We start from the raw sequence: 21,854 nt of genomic DNA on the forward strand, positions 1-21,854 counted from the left end.
CTAAAATCGTGTTTTTTAAGGTAATTTGAAAACTTAATTACGCTTAATATATATTCTTATTAAATTTTGAATGTATAAAATTCAGATTTAAAAGCTATTACTTTAAAATAGCAGCAATTCCAGGAAGTGTTTTTCCTTCTAAGCTTTCTAACATAGCGCCACCTCCTGTACTTACATAACTTACTTTATCTGCAAATCCAAATTGCTTAACAGCAGCAACAGAATCTCCTCCTCCAACTAAAGAGAATGCTCCATTTTTGGTTGCTTCGGCAATAGAGTTTCCTAGTTCGATAGTTCCACCAGCAAAACTTTCCATTTCGAAAACACCAAGTGGTCCGTTCCAAAGAATAGTTTTAGACTCCATAACCACTTTATGAAAGATTTCTCTAGATTTTGGTCCTGCATCAACACCTTCCCAACCATCAGGAATTGCATTAATATCTAAAATTTGAGTATTTGCATCGTTACTAAAATCGTCTGCAGCAATAACATCAACAGGAATGTGAATTTGTACATTTTTAGCTTTAGCTTGTTCTAAAATATCTAAAGCCAATTCCATTTTATCATCTTCACATATAGAGTTTCCTATTTTTCCGCCTTGAGCTTTAACAAATGTAAACGACATACCACCACCAATAATTAAGTGATCTACTTTGTCTAAAATATTTTCTATAATTGTAATTTTAGATGATACTTTAGCACCTCCCAAAACAGCTAAAACTGGTTTTTCTCCAGTTTCCATTACTTTATTAATGCTTTCTATTTCTTGAGCTAGTAAGTTACCAAAGCATTTTTTACCTTCGAAAAACTGAGCTACAATTGTTGTAGATGCATGCGCTCTGTGCGCTGTACCAAAAGCATCGTTTACATAAATATCTCCTAATTTAGATAACTTTTCTGCAAAAGCCTCATCACCAGCAGTTTCTTCTTTATAAAAACGTAAATTTTCAAGTAATAAAACTTGACCTGGTTCTAAACTAGCAGCAGCAGTTTCAACATCGTTACCAATACAATCTGCAACTGTAATAACGTTTACACCCAAAATTTCTTCAACTTTATCTGCAATATGTTTTAATGAAAATTCGTCTTGAAATCCTTTAGGACGTCCTAAATGAGACATTAAAATACAGCTTCCGCCATCTTCTAAAATCTTAATAATAGTTGGTTTAGCAGATATAATTCTTGTAGCATCAGTTACTTCAAACTTATCGTTTAAAGGTACATTAAAGTCTACACGAATTAATGCTTTTTTATTTTCGAAATTAAAATCGTTAAGCGTTTTCATTTATAAATTATTTAGTTTTTTAACTATTTGATTCACAAATGTAACTAATTAAAAAACCATTTAAAACGTGTTTTTTAACGAAAACGATATAGCTTATAAATTAATTTTTAAGAAATTATGATTAATAGCTGATATTAAAATTAAAGACTAGTTAGATTATAAAGTATTAAAACAATTTAACTAGTCTTTTAATTAACACAATTAAATTACTATGATACCTTTTTTAACTTAATACTTTTAGTTTTTTTAGCCTTTTTAGATGCTTTAACTTTTTTAGTTTTTACAGCTGGTTTTTTTATAGTCTTTATAGCTTTTATAACCTTAGTTTTAGGTGTTTTTGCTTTCTTTTTAGATTTATTTTTTTTAGCTGATTTTTTCTTGGCCTTTACTACTTTTTTAGCTGCCGCTTTTTTCTTCGCTGCTTGTTTTTTTGCTTTTTTGGCTGCTTTAACTTTCGCTGCCTTTGCCTGAGCTTTTTTCTTCGCTGCTGCCTTTTTGGCTTTTGCTTTAGCTGCTGCTTTTAACTTCGCTGCTTGTTTTTTTGCTTTTTTGGCTGCTTTAACTTTCGCTGCCTTTGCCTGAGCTTTTTTCTTTGCTGCTGCCTTTTTGGCTTTTGCTTTAGCTGCTGCTTTTAACTTTGCTGCTTGTTTTTTTGCTTTTTTGGCTGCTTTAACTTTCGCTGCCTTTGCCTGAGCTTTTTTCTTTGCTGCTTGTTTTTTTGCTTTTTTAGCTGCTTTAACTTTCACTGCTTTGGCCTGAGCTTTTTTCTTTGCTGCTGCCTTTTTAGCTTTTGCTTTGGCTGCTGCTTTTAACTTTGCCGCTTTTTCTTTTGCTTTTTTAGCTGCTTTTTTGTCTTTCTTTTTTGCTTCAGTTGGTTTAACAGTGGTTGTTGCTTCTTTCTTTAAAACTGCTGGTTTTTTAATACTTTTACTCATAATAATATTTATTAAAGGTTAATCAAATGTAAATTTAACGTTAACAAAATTACTATTTATTATTGTATTCCAATGTTAAATCTTTATTCAAAGGAAAAATACTACATGACACACCTACTAATTACTTGATTATTAGAAATATATAATATTCATATTAGATAAAAATATTTTATAATATAAAACTTACAATATATATTGCTGTATTAATTAGTTATAAAAAAAACAGAAGAAGTTCTTGAATTTGTTATGAGTTAATGTTAAAAACAAAAAGTATATTTGTGGCATGTTATTTAAGGAAGTTTTAGGTCAAGAACACATAAAAAACCATTTAACAACAAGCGTAGATAATGGTAGAATTGCACATGCACAACTATTTGTTGGCAAAGAGGGGTCGGGTACATTACCCATGGCTATAGCTTATGCACAATACTTGCTTTGCAGCAATACTAATGGCGAAAACGATACGGGAAATCAGGCTTGTAATCTTAAATTTAACAACCTTTCGCATCCCGATTTACATTTTGCATTTCCTGTTACTACCAGCGATAAAGTAAAAAGCAAACCCGTTTCTAGTTATTATTTAGAAGAGTGGCGTCAATTATTAGAAGAACAGCCTTATGGTAATTTATTTGATTGGTACAAACTGCTTGGAGTAGATAATAAACAAGGGCAAATTGGTGTAGAAGAGGCTAATGATATTGTAAAATCGCTTACTTTAAAATCTTATGAAGGTGGATATAAGGTAATGCTTATATGGATGGCAGAAAAAATGAATACAGCTGCTGCTAATAAGCTTTTAAAGCTAATTGAAGAACCTCCAAATAAAACTATATTTATTCTTATTACTGAAGACGAAGAACAAATTATTAACACCATTAGATCGCGTTGCCAAATATTACATTTTCCGCCATTGGCAGAAAACGTTATTAAAGAAGCTTTAATAAACCAATATAACCTAGAGGCAAATATTGCCACAAAAATTGCACATCAAGCTAACGGAAATTACAATAAAGCTTGCGATTTAATGTATCAAGACTCTGAAGACATACAGTTTGAAACCTGGTTTATTTTTTGGATTAGAAGTGCTTTTAAAGCCAAAGGTAACAAAGGTGCTATTCTAGATTTAATTAAATGGAGCGAAGATATTGCTAAAACTGGACGCGAAACACAAAAGCAATTTCTTAGTTTTTGTATCGACTTTTTTCGTCAAGCTTTACTTTTAAATTACAACGCCGAAAACCTTGTTTTTTTTGAACCTAAAACAAAATTTAAACTTGAAAATTTTGCTCCTTACATACATGGTGGTAACATTATGGATATTAGCAACGAGTTACAAGATGCTATTTACCATATAGAACGTAATGGTAACTCTAAGATAATTTTAACCGATTTAAGTATTAAATTAACCCGTTTACTTCATAAAAAAGCATAAAAAATGGCTGATAATTTAAATTATCAGCCATTTTTTATTTAAAATTAATAATATTACTCTGCCTTCTTATAGTTAGCATTTAGAGCATCCAAAATTGTTTGGGTTAAATTATTTTCTTCAGTGCCATACATAACCGTTGCTGCAGCATCGCTTGTACCTAAAATATAAGTATAACCATTAGTTTTACCATAATCTTTTACAAAGGTTTTTACTGTAGAAATTACAGAATCTATTTCTGCTTGAAAAGATTGTCTCAACGCTTGCTCTTCACCTTGCATTTGTTGTTGTAATTTTTGTTGTTTTTGTTGTAAACCAAGCATTAGCTCTTCTGCTTTTTTTCTATTGCTTCTTGCTAATCTTTGTGCTTCAGTTTGTCCTTTTTGTGCTTCAGCCTGAAAAGCTTGACTAATACTGTCTGCTCTTTTTGCAAAAGCTTCTTGTTTTAATTGAAAAGCAGCTTCTACATCTTTCTTTTCTTGAAAATCATTAATAACAGTTCCGTTATCTACAAAACCAATTTTTTGTTGTTGACATGATGTAAATACAATTAATGCAATAGCAACGTAAAGAATATTTTTCATTTTATTTTTATTTGTTGGTTAATTAGTTTTTTTTCGAATCGGCACAAATGTAATAAAGTAACACAAAAAATACAGACGAATTATTTTGAATTTAACATATAAAGAAATTTTATGCTAAAAAATAAATTAATAATATTTAATTATTAAAAACAACCCCAAATAAAGCGTTTTAAGCTCTTTTTAAAAAAACCCCTTGTAATTGGATATAATAAACAAACAACACTTATTAAACCTTGTTTAAATCGTTTTTATATATTTTTTATTACATAAATTAGTGAAGAAGCTTCTTTTGTGAATAAAGATTTGATATTTGACACCAAACCTATCCATATTCCCTTTACAACATTCATTTTACCTGTCTTGTATTTTTCAGACAATAAGCTTACATAAAAAGCATCAAATAACATCGGTTTTATTTTTACAACTTTCATGGATTGTTTACCAACTAAATTAGAAATAGAAGTTCTACTAAAATGCCATAAGTGTCTAGGCACATCCAAAGCAGCCCAAAAATTTTTATAATATTTAGCATCGTAACTTTTATAATTAGGTACAGCAATAATTAAAGTTCCGTTAGATTTTAAGAGTTTTTTTAAAATTTTAATCTGATTTTCTATATCTGGAATATGTTCTAAAACATGCCAAAGGGTAATAACATCGAAACTATTTTCTTTAAATTTTAAAAGTTGCTCTGTATTAAAAACAACATTTTTTGTTTTTTTATTAGCTATAGCCCTAGCCTGCTCGTTTGGTTCTATACCAGTAACATTCCAATTATTATCTTGTGCTGTCTGCAAAAAATCACCCGTACCGCAACCAACATCTAATAAATTTTTACCATTAAACACATTAGCATTAATTAAATTAAATTTCTTTTTAAGCGAAATTTTTCGAACTAAGTGATACACCTTTTCAAATAAATTACGTTGTGAATCGGTATGCGAAATATAATCTTCACTTTTATAATATTCGGGTAATTCTTTAGACGTAGGTTGTGGTATAGTTTCCAAAAAACCATACTCTATATTCTCGATAAGGTTAAATTCTTCTCCAGAAACAGAGAAGTCTTTTACATTTAAATAGGTAATTTTTTTGTTGGTCACAGATTGTATATTTACTAATTAACAGTATCTCTATTTAATTTTACTTTTTGTTTAAAGCTATAATATATTCCAAAAACTAAGCCTAGTACACCTCCCAAATAGCTAAAATTATGCATAGAGCCAACCATTAAAAAGGCATCGATATCAATTAAATTATCAGGAATAAACCAATTAATATTTCCTTTTACAACAACTAGTTTTCCATATATTAAGCCAATTACTCCTGTTAAAAAAGCAATTGCAATGGTAAAAAGAAAAGATTTAAAAACAACTTTAAACATATTTTTTCCGCTTTTTTGAATAAAACCTACAACACCTAGAAAAACTCCTATACACAAACCTACCCACCATGTAGACAAAAAACCAACAATAGCAGCTCCAATTCTCGGATTATGAAGCTTTATTTCTGGTGTTTTAGTAGAACTAATATTATAACCTAAACCCCAATTATCTAAACCAAATTGAACAAATTTAAATTTAGAATAATACTCTTCTGAAATAGTATAAGTAATTTGATCGTGTAAAATACCATAAATACCACCCAAAAAAGGAGCAATAATAAGTATTATAATCAGGACAAAAAACTTATTCATTTATAAAAAAACTAAAATTAAAATGATTTTTAATTAAAAAAAAGAAGTGTTCCACGTGGAACTATTGAAGCATATTATACCATAATACAATAAAAAACGAAATAGTTAAACACCCCCACTTGTTCTTTTTTATTTAATATGAATGAGTTTTAGTTTTATTTGAATAAAAAAATTTATTGAATATGCTCTATGCTAAACAAGACCTAAATACGATAAACAAAACAAGCATTAAGAGCACAAATAAATTATTTATGCAACAACATTATCTTTAATTATCTTCCCATGTAAACTAATAAAACAGAAATATCGTTAGGTGATACACCACTAATTCTAGAGGCCTGAGATACTGTAGTTGGTTGTATTTTTTTAAGTTTTTCACGAGCTTCAAAACTCATAGATTTAATTTGAGAATAGTCAAAATTTGATGGAATTTTAACATATTCTAATCTTGTTAACTTATCTGCATTGCTTTTTTCTTTAGCTATATAGCCAGAATATTTTACCTGTATTTCTGTTTGCTCTATAACCTCTCTATCCAAATTATTTTCTTGAATATAAGATTCTACACTCTTTACCTTACGCACATCATCCATCTCTATATTTGGCCTAGCAAATACTTTAAAAAGTTTACCAGATTGCTTAACCAAAGATGAACTTTTAGACTCTAAAACCGGATTAATTTCTTCAGGTTTTACACTCTGTGTTTCAAAAAAATTAACAAATTTTTCTGCAGCTTCATGTTTTTCTTCCATACGTTTTAAACGTTTTTCTGAAGCTAAACCAAGATCAAAACCTTTAGGTGTTAATCTTAAATCTGCATTATCTTGACGTAAAAGAGTTCTATATTCGGCCCGAGATGTAAACATTCTATAAGGTTCTTCTGTACCTTTAGTAATTAAATCGTCTATTAAAACACCTATATAAGCCTCGCTCCTACCCAATGTAAAAGGATCTTTTTCTTGAACCTGTAAACTAGCATTTATACCCGCCATTAAACCTTGAGAAGCAGCCTCTTCATATCCTGTGGTACCATTTATTTGTCCAGCAAAATAAAGACCTTCTATCAACTTAGTTTCTAACGTATGTTTTAATTGGGTAGGCGGAAAATAATCGTATTCTATAGCATAACCAGGTCTAAAGAATTTTACCCCTTCAAAACCAACAACAGAACGTAATGCTTTAAACTGAACATCTTCTGGTAAAGACGTAGAGAAACCATTTACATAAACCTCACAAGTATTCCAACCTTCTGGTTCTATAAACAACTGATGCCTATCTTTATCTGCAAATCGATTAATTTTATCTTCTATAGAAGGACAATATCTAGGTCCTAAACTCTTAATTCTACCATTAAACATTGGCGATCTATCGAAGCCTTCACGAAGCAAATCATGAACTTCCAAACTTGTATAAGTCATGTGGCAAGATCGTTGCTTAGTTAATGGTTTTGTAATATCTAAATAAGAAAATTTTTCTGGGTTAATATCACCAGGCTGTTCAGTCATTTTAGAATAATCTAAAGATCGACCATCAACCCTAGGAGGAGTTCCTGTTTTCATTCTACCAGATTCGAAACCTAAATTAACAAGCTGTTCTGTAATACCTGTAGCTGCTCTTTCTCCTGCCCTACCACCACCAAAGTTTTTATCTCCAATATGAATTAAACCGTTTAAAAAAGTACCATTAGTTAAAACAACAGATTTTGCTTTTATCTCTATACCTAAAGAAGTTTTTACACCTACTACTTTCTCTTTTTCTATAATTAAACCAGAAACCATTTCCTGATAAAAATCTAAATTAGGAGTTCCTTCAAGGAGCATTCTCCAATCTTCTGCAAACCGCATTCTATCACTTTGCACCCTAGGGCTCCACATAGCAGGCCCCTTAGATTTGTTTAACATTTTAAACTGAATAGCAGACGTATCAGAAACAATACCACTGTAGCCACCTAAAGCATCTATTTCTCTAACTATTTGTCCTTTTGCAATACCGCCCATAGCTGGATTACAAGACATCTGAGCGATGTTTTGAAGGTTCATAGTAACAAGTAGCGTCTTACTCCCCATATTAGCTGCAGCTGCAGCTGCTTCGCTTCCTGCATGCCCTGCTCCAACAACTATAACATCATACACTTCGTTAAACATAATTCTTAATTTTAATTAACATGTTCCACGTGGAACACCATTTTTAAAAGTTTGCAAATATACAACTTTAGCCTAACTATTTATTAAACCTAAATAATGGTTTTCTTTGGCTCTCATTGTTTTAGCGTCTTCTTGGCTCTTGTCTTTGTATCCGCAATAATGCAAAATACCGTGAACCATAACCCTATATAATTCGTTTATAAAATCGACTTTAAAATATTTAGCGTTATCTCTAACTCTATCAATAGATATAAATATATCTCCAGATATTAATTTACCCATTGTATAATCAAAGCTTATAACATCTGTTAATGTATCATGATCTAAAAACTCTACATTTAACTTGTGCAAATATTCATCATTACAAAACACATAATTTATTTCACCTTCTTTAAAACCTTCTTCAGTCAAGACTTTAGTAATCCAAGTTGAAATAGTCTCTTCGTTAGCTATTGTAAAATCGGTTTCGTAATTAAAATCAATCATCAGTATTTTTAAAATAAGTTTGGACTTTCTTTTTATAAATCGGGCGCAAAGGTAATGCTTGTCTGTTTAATATTTCAGTTGTTTTAAAATATTGTTTAGCCTTAGGTATTTGATTTTTTGCGTTATTATCAAATTGATTATTATTAGTTTCAGACTCTCGCTTCTTATCCTTGCCTTGCTGGAAAGTTGCATTCTCTAACTTAATTAATTGATGTTTTAAATTCATCATTTTTTGAAGCGTTTGCTCTGTAAAACCTTTATTTAATAAGTCTAATTCTATCTCTTCCATTTGACGAACCAATTTACCTCCTTTGTTACCAAAACCTTCTTTTTCTAGACGCTTTTGTAAAGCTTCCCGAAGCTCTTGTTGCTTTTGATATATTTTATAGAGCTCCTCAGAATTTTGTTCACCTAAACCTTCCCCTTGTTTACTTCCATTTTCTCCTTCTGTATTTTGCTCTCCATTATCTCCTTTCTTACTACTCTTTCCTTTATTTTTATCTTTACCCGCATCACCATCTTTTTCGCTCTCTCCTTTCTCCTTGCCACCTTCCTTATTAGGTTTACCTTTCTCACCCTTTTTCATGCCTTTCTCCATCATTTTATTAAGCTCTTCTTGGCTCATAATAATATCTGGTAATTGTTCTTCACCTTGTCCTTTGCCTTTTGACATAGACATGCTTTCTTGCATATTATCTAAAACATCACTTAAAAAACTAGAAAGATTGTTAGCTGCGGTTGTAGCAAATTGTTGTTTAGAAATTCCATAATACAATTGATTATCCGCTAACACTTTCATTGCTTCATCCATATTAAAATACACCTCGGTGATTTCTTTATTAACAGTTTCAGATAATTTAGGTTGTCTAAGAGACAAGGCAAAAAGACTATCGTCTATATGCTCAAAATGCTCCTTTAAATTATATTGCTTTTTTAAATAGGAAGCATATTTGTTATGATTAACATCTATAGCATTAAACTGATCCATAAGTGCTTCTTGATCGAAAGAAAACAAAACTAAATTATCTAAAACTTGACGTAGCATATCCATATCTTCCTGCATTTGTTCTCCACCACTTGCAGACATCGAGGCACTCATTTTTTTGCTCATTTCTTTCATTTTCTTAGCAGCCTTTTTTTGATTCTTTTCTGCTTTAGAATGATTTTCTTTCTTCTTTTCTTCAGTTTGAGAAACTTCTTTATTTAAATTTTCTGAAGCTTTATTTTGTTCTAGATCTATTTCTTTTTCATCAATTTTATCTCTAGGAATTTCTAATGGTTTTTTTAAAGCCTTATTATCTTTCTCTAAGTCTTCAATAGATTTTTTAAAATCATCAAAAGATTTATTTAAACTATCTTGTTTTTCTTTAGTATTATTTTCTTCAGATTGGTTTGATAACTTTTCTTGATCTTCTGCTAACTTCTCTAAATCATCTTTAAGTTTTTCAAGTTTTTTCTCTACATAAAAACGTTTAGTTAATTCTAAAAGTTGCTGTAAACTTCTTTTCTTATTTTTGTTTTGTTTGCCAAGTTCTTCTAATTTTTTCCCTAACTCCTCTTTATTAATTTTATCAGTAATTTTTTCTAACTGTTCTAAGAGTTTTTCATCTTTTTTTAACTGCTCTTCGTTTTCTTGTAAACGCTTTTGTAAATCTTTTTTAAATTGATCGTCTTTAGGGTTATCTTTTTCAAATTGTTTTAAATTTTCTTTTAGCTTTTTATTAAAATTCTTCATCATTTCGTCTTGTTCTTTCTGACGTTTAAAAAATGACTTCATTTTTTTTTGATCGTTAAAATCTAAATTCTTTTTTTCCTTTTGATTTTTAGACAACTGTACCAGTTGCTTTTCTTGTTCGTTAAATTTTTTAAGCGATTTATTTAAATCTTTTATCGTTTCGTTTTGCTCTTTAAGCTGTTTTTCTTTTTCTTCTGTAGCAGTTCTTTTTTTATAGGTAAAAACAGAACTTTTAACCTGTTTAAACTTATTAACTACATCATTATCAAATACTTGAAAATACAAATTATAAGAAACCCCTGCTTTTATATTTAAATTATTTGGAAACGCAGTTATAAACTCAGAAACATTAGAATTTGTTAATTTAATAGCTTCAATTTGCTTTTCATTTTCTTTGTTTGTTGGGTAATAAACCAATTCTAATTTAGACAAACCATAATCGTCGCTCACCTGCCCATGGAAATAAAGCGACTGTAAATCTAAACTATCAACCTTCATTGTAACATTCAATTCTGGAAATTCATCTTTAACAACATCAATACTAAAAGCTAAATTTTCGTAATTTTTAAGTCTTGAATTACTTGTGCTTACTTCATAATCTAAATTAGAAAACAAACTTTTTTTAGCTTCGAAAACATCCTTTTTACTAGATATAAATGCCAAGGTATCTTTAGCAAACAAATATACTTGGCTAGTAGATTTAGTTTTTAATTTCCATGTAACTTTTGTTCCTTCTGGAACCAAAGCATTACCAGAACCTTTTAAAACTTCGTCTTTACGCTTAGTATGCTTTGGGTAATTTAAAAACATATCGAAACTTAAAAGCGAAGGCACTTCTATAACATTTAATTTATATGGTTTAGAAATTACAGCATTTGCAAAAAGTTTAAATTCTATATTGCTTTTTGGCTGAGAAAAAACATACTCGAACGCTCCTAATCCTTTTTGTTGTAAAAAATAAGTTTCTCCATTATATTCAATTTGTGCACTTTCTGGTGTTACTTTTCCTGCGGTTTTAACAACTAGTTTAAAATCTTTATTTTCTATAGCGTTTAAACTATCGTTAACCACAAAAAATTGAAATGGTGCTGGTGGCTCGTAAGCAGTTTTATAATTTGTAACTCGTTTATAAGAATCGCTAAACCAATTTGCATTTCCAGTTATGGCTATTATTACAAGAATTAAAACAGGAATAGCAGCATATTTTAAATAACTAATATTTTCTTTAAAGTTGATAGCTAATTTAAATGGTACAGGGTTTAACTCTAAACTTTTCTGTTCTATGCTTGCTAATAGTAATTCTGACTCACTTTCGCTTTGTTTTAATTGAAGTACATTTAACAACTTATCGCTAACCTCGGGAAAATGTTTACCAATAATTATTGAAGCCTCTTCGTAATTAATGCCTTTTTGAAGCTTAAATAATTTGGCTAATGGTAAAAATATAAATTTAACTAACAGCACAATTTCTACCAAAACAAAAAGCCAAAACAAAATAGTTCTAGCTGTAGTATTTAACCATAAAACAGACTCTATAAAAAGTGTTAGTAAAAAATATAATAAACCAATAGCAAAAAAAAGAATAGCGCCTTTAATTAACTCGTTTGTGTAAAACCTAGAAATAAAAGCCTCTAATTTGCTTTGTATATGTTTAAAATTACTCATATAACTTTTAATATTACAGTATCTCATTTTGCATAAGCAAAAAGACAGTATACAAATTACTTACTAAACTACAATTTTAATTACAACACTGTTTATAATTATGTGTTAATTGTATATTTGCCTCAAATTTTTAAAACAACATTTAACCCGAAATTTTAAAGATTTATATTAAATTTAAAATACATAATTATAATTATAACATGACCAAAAATGTTCGTGTGCGTTTTGCACCAAGTCCAACAGGACCTTTACATATAGGTGGCGTTCGTACTGCGCTATTTAACTATTTATTTGCTAAAAAACACAACGGAACTTTTATTCTTAGAATAGAAGATACAGACCAAAATAGATATGTAGAAGGTGCAGAAAACTATATAGTTAATGCCTTAAATTGGTGTGGTATACCTTTTGACGAAGGTGTAAATAAAAACGAAAAGTTTGGTCCTTACAGACAAAGTGAACGTAAACATATATACAAAGAATATGCCGATAAATTAATTGCTTCTGGCAATGCATATTATGCTTTTGATACTGCCGAAAATTTAGATTTTCATAGAAAAGATCACGAAGCTAAAGGCAAAACATTTATTTATAACTGGCATAACAGATTAAAATTAAACAACTCTTTATCGCTTAGTGCAGAAGAGGTTAAAGCTAAACTAGATGCAGGAGACGATTATGTAATTCGTTTTAAATCTCCGCAAAACGAAACTTTGCATTTAACAGATATTATTCGTGGTAATATTAAAATAGATACTAATATTTTAGACGATAAAGTGTTATTTAAGAGTGATGGTATGCCTACCTACCATTTAGCCAATATTGTTGATGATCATTTAATGGAAATAAGCCATGTAATTCGTGGTGAAGAATGGTTACCGTCTTTAGCTCTACATTTTCAACTATACAAAGCACTTGGTTGGGATGTACCAGAATTTGCACATTTACCATTAATTTTAAAGCCTACCGGAAAAGGAAAATTAAGTAAACGTGATGGCGATAAATTAGGTTTCCCGGTTTTTCCTTTACAATGGACAGATCCTAAAACAAACGACATTTCTAGAGGTTATAAAGAAGACGGATACTTTGCCGAAGCTACCATTAATTTTTTAGCCTTCTTAGGATGGAATCCAGGTACTGAACAAGAAATTTTTAACATTCAAGAGCTTATTGAAGCTTTTGATTTAGATCGTGTAAATAAAGCTGGTGCACGTTTTGATCCTGATAAAATAAAATGGTTTAACCACCATTATATGCAACAACAAAGTAACAAAACTTTAGCTGATGCCTTTAAAAACCTAAAACCAGAATTAGCAGAAATTGATGTTAATTACATTGCAATGGCTATTAACCTAATTAAAGAACGTGCTACCTTTGTAACAGATTTTTGGGATCTCACACATTTCTTTTTTAACGCCCCTACTTCGTACGACGAAAAGGCATCTAAAAAAGCAATAAAAGAAGGTACCGCCGAATTAATGACAGAGTTAATTGCAATAATTAATGCAAATACAGATTTTACTGTAGAGGCTCTTCAAACCGAAATTAAAGGTTGGATAACAAATAACGAAATTGGTTTTGGAAAAATTATGATGCCTCTTCGTTTAGCTTTAGTTGGCGCATTACAAGGTCCAGATGTTTTCGATATTATGTACATGATTGGTAAAAACGAAACGGTTAAACGTATTGAGAATTTAATTAAATCTTAAGTAGCTTACCAAAAATAATACGAAAGCTTTTAAAGAGTGTAATTACTTTTTAAAAGCTTTTTTTATAAATAAAAACTAGAGCGATATAGACAAATAAGTTTGTAAATTTACATATGGCAAATACAAATACCGAAAATAAAATTGTTGAATATCATTTAAACAGGCATCAACCAGATAAGCCACAATTAGCCATACACGATTTAAACGAATATATTACCAAACATAAAGGCCATACTACCAAACCACATATTCATAGTTATTTTCAAGTTATTTGGTTTAAGCAAGGTAACGGAAAACATTTTATAGATTTAAAAGCGCATGATGTTACCGATAATACTATTTTGTTTGTCGCTAAAAACCAAGTGCATTATTTTGATGACAATACTAATTACCAAGGTATTTTGTTGCATTTTAATGAGACTTTTATTGTGCAAAAAGACAATGAAACCGACTTTTTTTTAAAGTGTAACCTTTTTAACAATCCTTACCTACAACCACTTTGTCCTTTAAAAAAAACAACTGCTATTATATTTGAAGAGTATATTGCGCAAATAAAACGCGAGTTTAATAATCCTGACCAATTTGGTAAAGAAGAATTATTAAAGTCGTATTTAAAAGCATTTCTTATACAAATACAACGTGTAAAACAAGCCTGCGAGCAAACCGAAGAACAAACTTATACCATATTTGACGATAAAAAATTACAGTTTATAAAGTTTATTAATCTTATTGACGAAAATTACACCAAAGGACTTTCGGTTTCAGAATATGCTAAACTGTTATTTATATCTTCAAGAACATTGTCTGATCTTACTAATTTGCAATTAAATAAAACACCATCGCAAATAATACAAGAACGTATTGTGTTAGAAGCGCAACGTTTGTTATTGTATTCCGATTTAAACGTGAACCAAATTGGCTACCGTTTAGGTTTTGACGATCCGTCGTATTTTGTAAAATACTTCAAAAAACACACAAACCTCTCACCTTTAAGCTTTAGGAAGTCCGTTTCCTAAAAGTACCATTCCTTTTCGTTTTTGTCCATCGTATACTACTGGAGTTATCCTGAACTTTGCAGTGTAATTAAAAAAAGTATATCATGGAAAAAACACAAGCACTTATAATTGGTGGAACTACAGGAATGGGTAAAGCTACAGCACAACTTTTACTTGAAAAAGGTTTTGAAGTTACTATTGTTGGTAGAGCCAACAAAAATCTAGACACTGCCAAAACAGAATTAGCAACTTTTGGGAATGTAAAAACCAAAGCAGTAAATCTTTTTGATATGAATGAAGTAAAAGCATTTGCTTCAAATATATCTAAAGACCTACCGAATTTAAAATACTTGGTGAATTCGGCAGGCTATTTTAGTCCGAAACCTTTTTTAGAGCATACTGAAGCAGATTACGACATTTACCATAATTTCAATAAAGCATTTTTCTTTATCACACAAGAAGCAGCAAAAGTAATGGCTACTAATGGTAGTGGTTCTATTGTAAATATAGGATCTATGTGGGCAAAACAAGCTATAAAAGCCACACCATCTTCGGCATATTCTATGGCAAAAGCAGGTTTACACAGCTTAACACAACATTTAGCAATGGAGTTAGCAGAAAGTAATATTCGTGTAAACGCAGTATCTCCTGCAGTAGTAGTAACACCAATTTATGGTTCGTTTATAGAAGAAGATAAAATTGAAGAAACCTTACAAGGTTTTAACGATTTTCATCCTATTGGACGCGTAGGAACATCACAAGACATTGCCAAAACAATCGCCTTTTTATTAGACGAAGATAGTGCTTGGGTTACAGGTGCTATTTGGGATATTGATGGAGGCGTAATGGCAGGAAGAAATTATTAACAATTAAGAGAAATTAAAATGACAAAAGCATATTTAGAAATCAGTCTTAAAATAAACGATTTAAACAGAGAAACGCAGCAGCTGTGTACAGCAAATACAAAGCACCATTTTTAGAAACCGTTACAGGATAATCCTGAGGTAAGAATTTATACAGTAGCTTAATTAAAAACAGGTTACTAGGTTTACAAAAGAAGCTTTATTGGTTTAAAACAAAGCTTCTTTTTCATCTTTAAATCATTTAAAATTATGGAAGCAAGTTTTTATTTTTATAACATTTTAGCAGCTTTAGGTTACCTTTTAATAGAATCGCTATTTATGGTTGGCGTATGGATTTCGGCAAAAGGCGGAACAGAAAAAATGCCTAACGGAAAAGATTATGATAGTGAAATGATTTTATATCCATTTAAAAAAAGGGTTATGAAATCTACCAAAGAGATTGTGTTTTTTAAAGCTGATTTTTTGGAAGCACTAGTTAAAAAAATTCGTGTACAACTACCTGAAATAGATTTTAAAACCTCTAATACTGAAATACTTTTAACTAGAAAGGATAGTGATTTTGTAGCGTTTATGAATTTATTAAACGAACGCATAAAACGCATTGACCCAAATATTGTGATAACCTTAACGGAAACTGGTATACAATTTCACAAAGAATATACACAGTACAAAGTGAATAAATACTTAAGAAAACCTATAATTCAATGTCCTATTTGTATGTCGTCGGTTTGGAGTATTTTTACCTATTGGATTCCTATAATTTACTGGTTTGGTTTTAGTTGGCCAATTGTATATTTAGGTATTGCAAACACCTGTATTTTAGCTTGTGTAAATTGGTTGGTATTTTCTAGCAGACCTCAATAATATTAATAAAGTAAAAGCTATTGTAAATTTACAATAGCTTTTTAATAGAAATTTAAAATGAAAGAACGTATTATAATTGTAGGCGGAGGATTAAGCGGATTAACATTAGCTTATTTACTATCTAAAAAAAATAAGGAAGCCATAATATTAGAAGCTTCGTCTAGGTTAGGTGGACGCATACAAACCATTAAAGGGGCATTAGAAACACCTTTAGAACTAGGTGCTACTTGGTTTTCTAATATGCATCAGCATTTACTAGCTTTAATAAATGAATTGGGTTTACAAAAGTATCCTCAATTTTCTACAGGCAAATCGTTATTTCAAACCAAATCTTTTGAACCTCCTCAGCAATTTTTTGTTCCAGAATCTGAGAACCCTTCATATCGATTAAAAGAAGGAACACAAAGTCTAATTAACACTTTAATCAATAAATTAGATACCAAAAATATCCATTTAAATACAAAAGTGATAGGCATTACAGAATTAGAAAACCAATTAGTAGTTAACACCGCTAACGGAAAAAAATGGGAAGCAGACAAAATTATTTTATGCTTACCACCACAATTGGCAGGATCTAACATTAAATTTTCGCCTCAACTTCCAAATGCTATTTCTAAAATTTTACCAACAGTACAAACGTGGATGTCTGGTGCCATAAAATTTGTTTTAGAATATAACACACCTTTTTGGAGAAAAAATGGATATTCTGGTATGTTATACAGCCATGTAGGTATTATTACAGAAATGTACGATCATACAAATTTTAAAGCAACTAAATATGGGTTTACAGGTTTCTTAAACGGAGAAAGTATATCTTATTCTCAAAAAGTTAGAAAAGAATTGGTTTTAAAACAATTAAGCGAACTTTTAGGCAAAGAAACTTTAAACCCCATTAGTTATGTTGATAAAATTTGGACCGATGAATTTATTTTAAGCGAAAATTCAACCATTAAAAGACCACACCAAAACAACGGACACCCAACATTACAACAAAGCTATTTAAATGGTAAGTTGTTTTTTTCGGGCTCAGAAACCAACACTAGGTTTGGTGGTTATATGGAAGGAGCAATTATCGCTGCTTTAAAAATGAATACTAATTTATAGAAAATTAAATCCAAAAAAAAGTCTACTTTACTCCTTTTCTTTAGGATTATACATGACAATAATTTGAATTATAATAGCTAGAAAAACCAAGAAATAAATTTCTATTTGGGTAAATAATTCTACAGTATCAATAGCACGTTTACTAATTGACATTTGCCTCCTTCCTTCAGTTAACTGAATTTTTGATAAATCATCAAGATTTATTTTTAAATTTTTTATATAATTAAGAACTTTAGAATTGTTACTGTATTGCGAATTTAAAAGTTGATTTTCGGCGTCCAATAAATACTGTACATTATTCTTTAAATCGTTAAACACACCTCTTTCTTTTGGCGTCAATTTTGTTTTCTCGAACTTATTAACTAAAGATTTTAAATTATTACTAATTTTTTCGTTTTCATTATTAAAAAAAATAGAATCTGATACTGCTACAGCCAATTCTTTTTGCTGAACAGATTTTTGCATTTCAAAAATTAAATCATTAGCAATTAATCGGTCTTCGTAAATAGTAACAACAGAATCACGAACTCGAATAAAATTGTTTTTATCAATTAAGTTTGTGGCAACTATTAAAACAAAAACCATAAGAATGCCAAGTATCCATTTTAGCTTATTGTAGAAAACCATTTTTTATTAATTTTTAAAGGTTAAACCAACTACTAATATACAAAAAACGCCATATAACATATATTACAAAGTTTTATAAGCAAGACATACATCTATATAAAACACTGAAATAAAGCATTATATAAATTTTAATTTATAAATATTTTAAACTACTTTCGTTTAACAATCTATACTTATTATGCATTAAAATAAATGAAACTTTGGAGAACTATGTAACTTTTATTGGCCTTATTGCAGCTATTCTTGGCTTAGTAGCTGTTATAATGAAATTAATAGTTACTAATAAGCAGATTAGAAGAGAAAATACTCTTGAGAAAAAAATGCTTGAAGAAGAAAATTTAAAAAAAATAGAGCATTTAAATAAAGAGAAAAAAGAAAAAGAGAGTCAAAGTGAAATACTTCAAATTTCTATAAATGTTATTTCTGATTACTTAGAAAACGAGTTACCAAAAAGACTAAAAGATTATGCCACAGCAAAGCAACTTAAAGTTTTAGATAAAGACATTAAATTATATATTTCTAATCAATTAAATTTATTAGATAACGCTAAAACAGAAAATACACTTTCTAAGAAAAAAAGAGTTGAAAAAACAATTGCAGAAGCCTTTGGTATAGAAATATCTGACCATACTATAGAAGCTAGCGGTTATGAGACATTCTTTACAGACAGAGTAGAAAGAAGGATAAAAAAACACATGCAAGAACAAAGTAAACGTCTTTAAAACAACTTTTTAAATTAAAAAGAAAGCATAGCTCCAAAAACAAGCATAGATAAGTTTCCTTTAAAACGAGCATTGCCACCAGTGGTATCTATATTTTCGTTTTCAAGCTTATTTAAAATATTTGTAAACCCATAGATATAGTGAGCTCTCAATTTTAAAAATTTATAACCAGCAGTAATTCCCACAGCCCCATTTAAATTAAAATTAGAAATTTCGCTAATATCTTTAGCTAATAAATTATTGTAATTATTAATAAAATAATCTTCTTGGGCCTTATCGTTAAACTCTAATTTACTATTGTATTGTAACATGGGTCCTACGTCTAAGGTTACATATTCTCCAGCTAATTTTATATGTCCCATTAAAGCCACTTGAGCAGCAAAAAGTTTATAATCTATAAATTGGTTTGCAGTACTAGACGCTGTTGGTCTAGCTAAAATACCAATCTTACTTTCAGAGAGTTGCATACCAAAACTCATATTATACCAACGATGTGGTATCTCTACAGTAGCAGTTAATCCACCTATAAAACCATCGCTATCTTTGGTAATAAAATTATCTGTATCTAAGTTTACTTTAGTTATTCCACCAAAAAAACCAATACCATTAACAATATCGTAATTTCCCTTTTGCGAAAAACTTTTTGTAACAAAACAAAGGCTTAGAGCTACTAATAGGTAAATTCTATTATATTTCATATAAGTTAAAGTTATAAACAACCAAATATAGTATAATTTTAGTATCTTAATTTTCTAACCTTTTTAATTATTTATTATGCCTATTTTTTCAATTATTTTTATTCTTTTAGGGCTATTTATTTTAATATCTGGCCTCTTTACCGTAAAACAACAAACCGCTGCAATTATAGAGCGATTTGGTAAATTTCAAAGCATTCGTCATTCGGGATTACAATTAAAAATTCCTTTAGTAGACCGAATTTCTGGTCGCTTAAGTTTAAAAATTCAACAACTAGATGTTATTGTAGAAACCAAAACTAAAGACGATGTATTTGTACGTTTAAAAGTATCTGTACAATACAAAGTAATAAAAGACAAAGTTGAAGATGCTTTTTATAAATTAGACTATCCACACGATCAAATAACAAGTTATGTTTTTGATGTAGTACGTGCCGAAGTACCAAAAATGATTTTAGATGATGTTTTCTTAAAAAAAGATGATATTGCCATAGCTGTTAAAACCGAATTAAATGATGCTATGCAAAACTATGGATACGACATTATAAAAACCTTGGTAACAGATATAGATCCAGATGCGCAGGTAAAAGAAGCTATGAACCGTATTAATGCTGCCGATAGAGAAAAAACAGCTGCACAATACGAAGGTGATGCACAACGTATATTAATTGTAGAAAAAGCAAAAGCAGAAGCAGAAAGTAAACGTTTACAAGGTCAAGGTATTGCAGACCAACGTAGAGAAATTGCACGAGGATTAGAAGAGTCTGTAGATGTTTTAAATAGAGTTGGTATTAACAGCCAAGAAGCTTCTGCTCTTATTGTTGTTACACAACATTACGACACATTACAAGCTATTGGTAGCGAAACAAACAGTAACTTAATTTTATTACCAAATTCGCCACAAGCAGGTAGTAATATGCTAAACGATATGGTTGCTAGTTTTACTGCAAGTAACCAAATTGGAGAATCTATGAAAAACCAGAAAAAGAAAACAAAAGAAGAATAGTTCTTACTTTAAGCTAAAAGTATTTTAGCTTAAACAATATTAAGACCAATTAGTTTTAAAACTAATTGGTCTTTTTTTATTATTAATTTAGATTTATTTAAAAGGATGACGCTCTTGCCAATTTTGAGTAGGATTCATAAATTTAAAAACCTGTTTTAAAACAATGTTTACAAAACCATTAGTATGTTTTATATACATACTCATAGCTTTAGGCTTTGCTCCTACCGAGCTTTTAATTTCCATGGCTGTACGTGCGTAAATAATTTTAATATATTTATTATCTATAGCAAACTTAGCCATATCGTAAAGCATATTTAAATACAACTGATTTTGGTATTGGTATTTTGTATCATAACCCAAAAAATACGTTTCTAAAAATTCATCATTTAAAATAAGAGTATAAAACCCAATTAATTCATCATTTAAATAATAGCCAAAAACCTTAAATTTTGTTTTTAAATGTTGTTTTAAATGATAAAAATGATATTCTGGAAGTATAAACGTATTAAACTTAGCATTGTTAGATACATTTAAATATAATTGATGAAGCTTTGCAGAATTACTTTTAATACCTTCTAAATTTAATTCTTTACAATTTACTGTGCCTAATTTCTTTTTAGCACGTTTATATCGCGATCTATATTTTTTATTTAAACTAGATATATAATCTTCTATTTTTAACCATTCTGGTTTAACTTGCATAATCATATTTGGTTGTACAAAAACATTATGCAGTTTGTTTATTTTAAAAGTATCTTTATGGCTATGCAGCATATCATCCATAAAAAAATCTTTAAGCATAATAACCCTAATGGTTTTTTTTTGAGATTTTTCAATTCTTATTTTAAGCGTATTTAAAGCTTTAAAAACAATTTTAAGATATTCTACTTGAGATATCTTTTTAGGTTGATAAAACATACCGTGTTGGCCTGTATGCATTAAGTTACCAACCACTAATATGTTTCCTTTTAATACTTTTGAAACAAGATCTCTAAAAAAAGTTTTTAAACATGAAACAGATGTTTTTCTAAACATATCTTTTAAATACAATTGCACGCGTTGTATTACAACAACACCCACCAAAATATCTTTATTAAAAACACCAACATAATAAAATTGAATATTACTTGGCGAAGATTTTTCTAAAGCTTCAAAATAATCAGATTGTAAAAAAGTATCGTGATGGGTTATAGTGTCCCATGATTTTGGAAGCTCTTTAACAGAAGAATAAATTTGGTATGTTTTCACTTTAAAAATAAAAGACCGAAGTTAACACCTCAGTCTTTAAATATATTAATTAATTACAAAAT

The 21,854-nt window shown here is 29.6% G+C and carries 19 protein-coding genes; 8 read left to right on the top strand and 11 right to left on the bottom strand.

The window, feature by feature from the left end; all coding sequences use genetic code 11:
• Positions 1–97: 97 nt before the first annotated feature.
• Both ABD715_RS06260 and ABD715_RS06265 read right to left on the bottom strand, forming a co-directional pair.
• Positions 98–1,285: a phosphoglycerate kinase gene (locus tag ABD715_RS06260; RefSeq protein ID WP_344787263.1), complete on the bottom strand. Its 1,188-nt coding sequence runs from the start codon at positions 1,283–1,285 to the stop codon at positions 98–100.
• 209 nt (positions 1,286–1,494) lie between these two features.
• Complete coding sequence (locus ABD715_RS06265) at positions 1,495–2,220, bottom strand: hypothetical protein (RefSeq protein WP_344787264.1); 726 nt, start codon at positions 2,218–2,220, stop codon at positions 1,495–1,497.
• Positions 2,221–2,503: 283 nt separating this feature from the next.
• Here ABD715_RS06265 and ABD715_RS06270 point away from each other — a divergent pair, with 283 nt between their 5' ends.
• Positions 2,504–3,652: a DNA polymerase III subunit gene (locus ABD715_RS06270; protein ID WP_344787265.1), complete on the top strand. Its 1,149-nt coding sequence runs from the start codon at positions 2,504–2,506 to the stop codon at positions 3,650–3,652.
• A gap of 53 nt (positions 3,653–3,705) precedes the next feature.
• Here ABD715_RS06270 and ABD715_RS06275 read toward each other — a convergent pair whose 3' ends face one another.
• The 6 genes from ABD715_RS06275 to ABD715_RS06300 all read right to left on the bottom strand — a co-directional run bounded on the left by ABD715_RS06275 (position 3,706) and on the right by ABD715_RS06300 (position 11,959).
• The gene (locus tag ABD715_RS06275) at positions 3,706–4,233 is read right to left on the bottom strand and encodes an OmpH/Skp family outer membrane protein (RefSeq protein ID WP_344787266.1); all 528 of its coding nucleotides are present in this window, start codon (positions 4,231–4,233) and stop codon (positions 3,706–3,708) included.
• A 248-nt stretch (positions 4,234–4,481) separates the two neighbouring features.
• The gene (locus tag ABD715_RS06280; RefSeq protein ID WP_344787267.1) at positions 4,482–5,336 is read right to left on the bottom strand and encodes a class I SAM-dependent methyltransferase; all 855 of its coding nucleotides are present in this window, start codon (positions 5,334–5,336) and stop codon (positions 4,482–4,484) included.
• Between the two features lie 14 nt (positions 5,337–5,350).
• Positions 5,351–5,929, bottom strand: a complete 579-nt coding sequence (locus ABD715_RS06285; protein ID WP_344787268.1) for a hypothetical protein — start codon at positions 5,927–5,929, stop codon at positions 5,351–5,353.
• Between the two features lie 272 nt (positions 5,930–6,201).
• On the bottom strand, positions 6,202–8,073 hold the full coding sequence (gene mnmG / locus ABD715_RS06290; RefSeq protein ID WP_344787269.1) for a tRNA uridine-5-carboxymethylaminomethyl(34) synthesis enzyme MnmG: 1,872 nt from the start codon (positions 8,071–8,073) through the stop codon (positions 6,202–6,204).
• Between the two features lie 72 nt (positions 8,074–8,145).
• The gene (gene ybeY, locus ABD715_RS06295; protein WP_344787270.1) at positions 8,146–8,559 is read right to left on the bottom strand and encodes an rRNA maturation RNase YbeY; all 414 of its coding nucleotides are present in this window, start codon (positions 8,557–8,559) and stop codon (positions 8,146–8,148) included.
• Positions 8,552–11,959 (bottom strand): hypothetical protein, encoded by a 3,408-nt coding sequence (locus tag ABD715_RS06300; protein ID WP_344787271.1) that lies wholly within the window; start codon positions 11,957–11,959, stop codon positions 8,552–8,554. The genes ybeY and ABD715_RS06300 overlap by 8 nt, the downstream gene beginning before the upstream one ends.
• A 200-nt stretch (positions 11,960–12,159) precedes the next feature.
• On the opposite strand from ABD715_RS06300, the gene gltX reads away from it, so the two are divergent.
• From gltX to ABD715_RS06325, 5 genes are all read left to right on the top strand, one after another.
• The gene (gene gltX, locus ABD715_RS06305; RefSeq protein ID WP_344787272.1) at positions 12,160–13,668 is read left to right on the top strand and encodes a glutamate--tRNA ligase; all 1,509 of its coding nucleotides are present in this window, start codon (positions 12,160–12,162) and stop codon (positions 13,666–13,668) included.
• A gap of 113 nt (positions 13,669–13,781) precedes the next feature.
• Positions 13,782–14,684: an AraC family transcriptional regulator gene (locus ABD715_RS06310; RefSeq protein ID WP_344787273.1), complete on the top strand. Its 903-nt coding sequence runs from the start codon at positions 13,782–13,784 to the stop codon at positions 14,682–14,684.
• Between the two features lie 83 nt (positions 14,685–14,767).
• A complete protein-coding gene (locus ABD715_RS06315) occupies positions 14,768–15,529 on the top strand; it encodes an SDR family NAD(P)-dependent oxidoreductase (protein WP_344787274.1) in 762 nt (253 codons plus the stop codon).
• A gap of 246 nt (positions 15,530–15,775) precedes the next feature.
• A complete protein-coding gene (locus ABD715_RS06320) occupies positions 15,776–16,390 on the top strand; it encodes a hypothetical protein (RefSeq protein ID WP_344787275.1) in 615 nt (204 codons plus the stop codon).
• A gap of 57 nt (positions 16,391–16,447) precedes the next feature.
• The gene (locus ABD715_RS06325) at positions 16,448–17,494 is read left to right on the top strand and encodes a flavin monoamine oxidase family protein (protein WP_344787276.1); all 1,047 of its coding nucleotides are present in this window, start codon (positions 16,448–16,450) and stop codon (positions 17,492–17,494) included.
• A gap of 27 nt (positions 17,495–17,521) precedes the next feature.
• Here the strand turns inward: ABD715_RS06325 and ABD715_RS06330 are convergent, their stop codons facing one another.
• Complete coding sequence (locus tag ABD715_RS06330; protein ID WP_344787277.1) at positions 17,522–18,121, bottom strand: MCP four helix bundle domain-containing protein; 600 nt, start codon at positions 18,119–18,121, stop codon at positions 17,522–17,524.
• Positions 18,122–18,321: 200 nt separating this feature from the next.
• Between ABD715_RS06330 and ABD715_RS06335 the strand changes: the two genes are divergently transcribed.
• Positions 18,322–18,843: a hypothetical protein gene (locus ABD715_RS06335; protein ID WP_344787278.1), complete on the top strand. Its 522-nt coding sequence runs from the start codon at positions 18,322–18,324 to the stop codon at positions 18,841–18,843.
• A gap of 14 nt (positions 18,844–18,857) precedes the next feature.
• On the opposite strand, the gene ABD715_RS06340 is transcribed toward ABD715_RS06335, so the two are convergent.
• Positions 18,858–19,541 carry a hypothetical protein gene (locus tag ABD715_RS06340; RefSeq protein ID WP_344787279.1) on the bottom strand — a complete coding sequence of 228 codons (684 nt, stop codon included), beginning with the start codon at positions 19,539–19,541 and terminating at the stop codon, positions 18,858–18,860.
• 76 nt (positions 19,542–19,617) lie between these two features.
• Here ABD715_RS06340 and ABD715_RS06345 point away from each other — a divergent pair, with 76 nt between their 5' ends.
• Positions 19,618–20,544 carry an SPFH domain-containing protein gene (locus tag ABD715_RS06345; protein WP_344787280.1) on the top strand — a complete coding sequence of 309 codons (927 nt, stop codon included), beginning with the start codon at positions 19,618–19,620 and terminating at the stop codon, positions 20,542–20,544.
• A gap of 93 nt (positions 20,545–20,637) precedes the next feature.
• Here the strand turns inward: ABD715_RS06345 and ABD715_RS06350 are convergent, their stop codons facing one another.
• Positions 20,638–21,792 (bottom strand): GNAT family N-acetyltransferase, encoded by a 1,155-nt coding sequence (locus tag ABD715_RS06350; RefSeq protein ID WP_344787281.1) that lies wholly within the window; start codon positions 21,790–21,792, stop codon positions 20,638–20,640.
• Positions 21,793–21,854 lie beyond the last annotated feature (62 nt).

This window comes from Postechiella marina (assembly GCF_039538365.1).
GTDB lineage: Bacteria > Bacteroidota > Bacteroidia > Flavobacteriales > Flavobacteriaceae > Postechiella > Postechiella marina.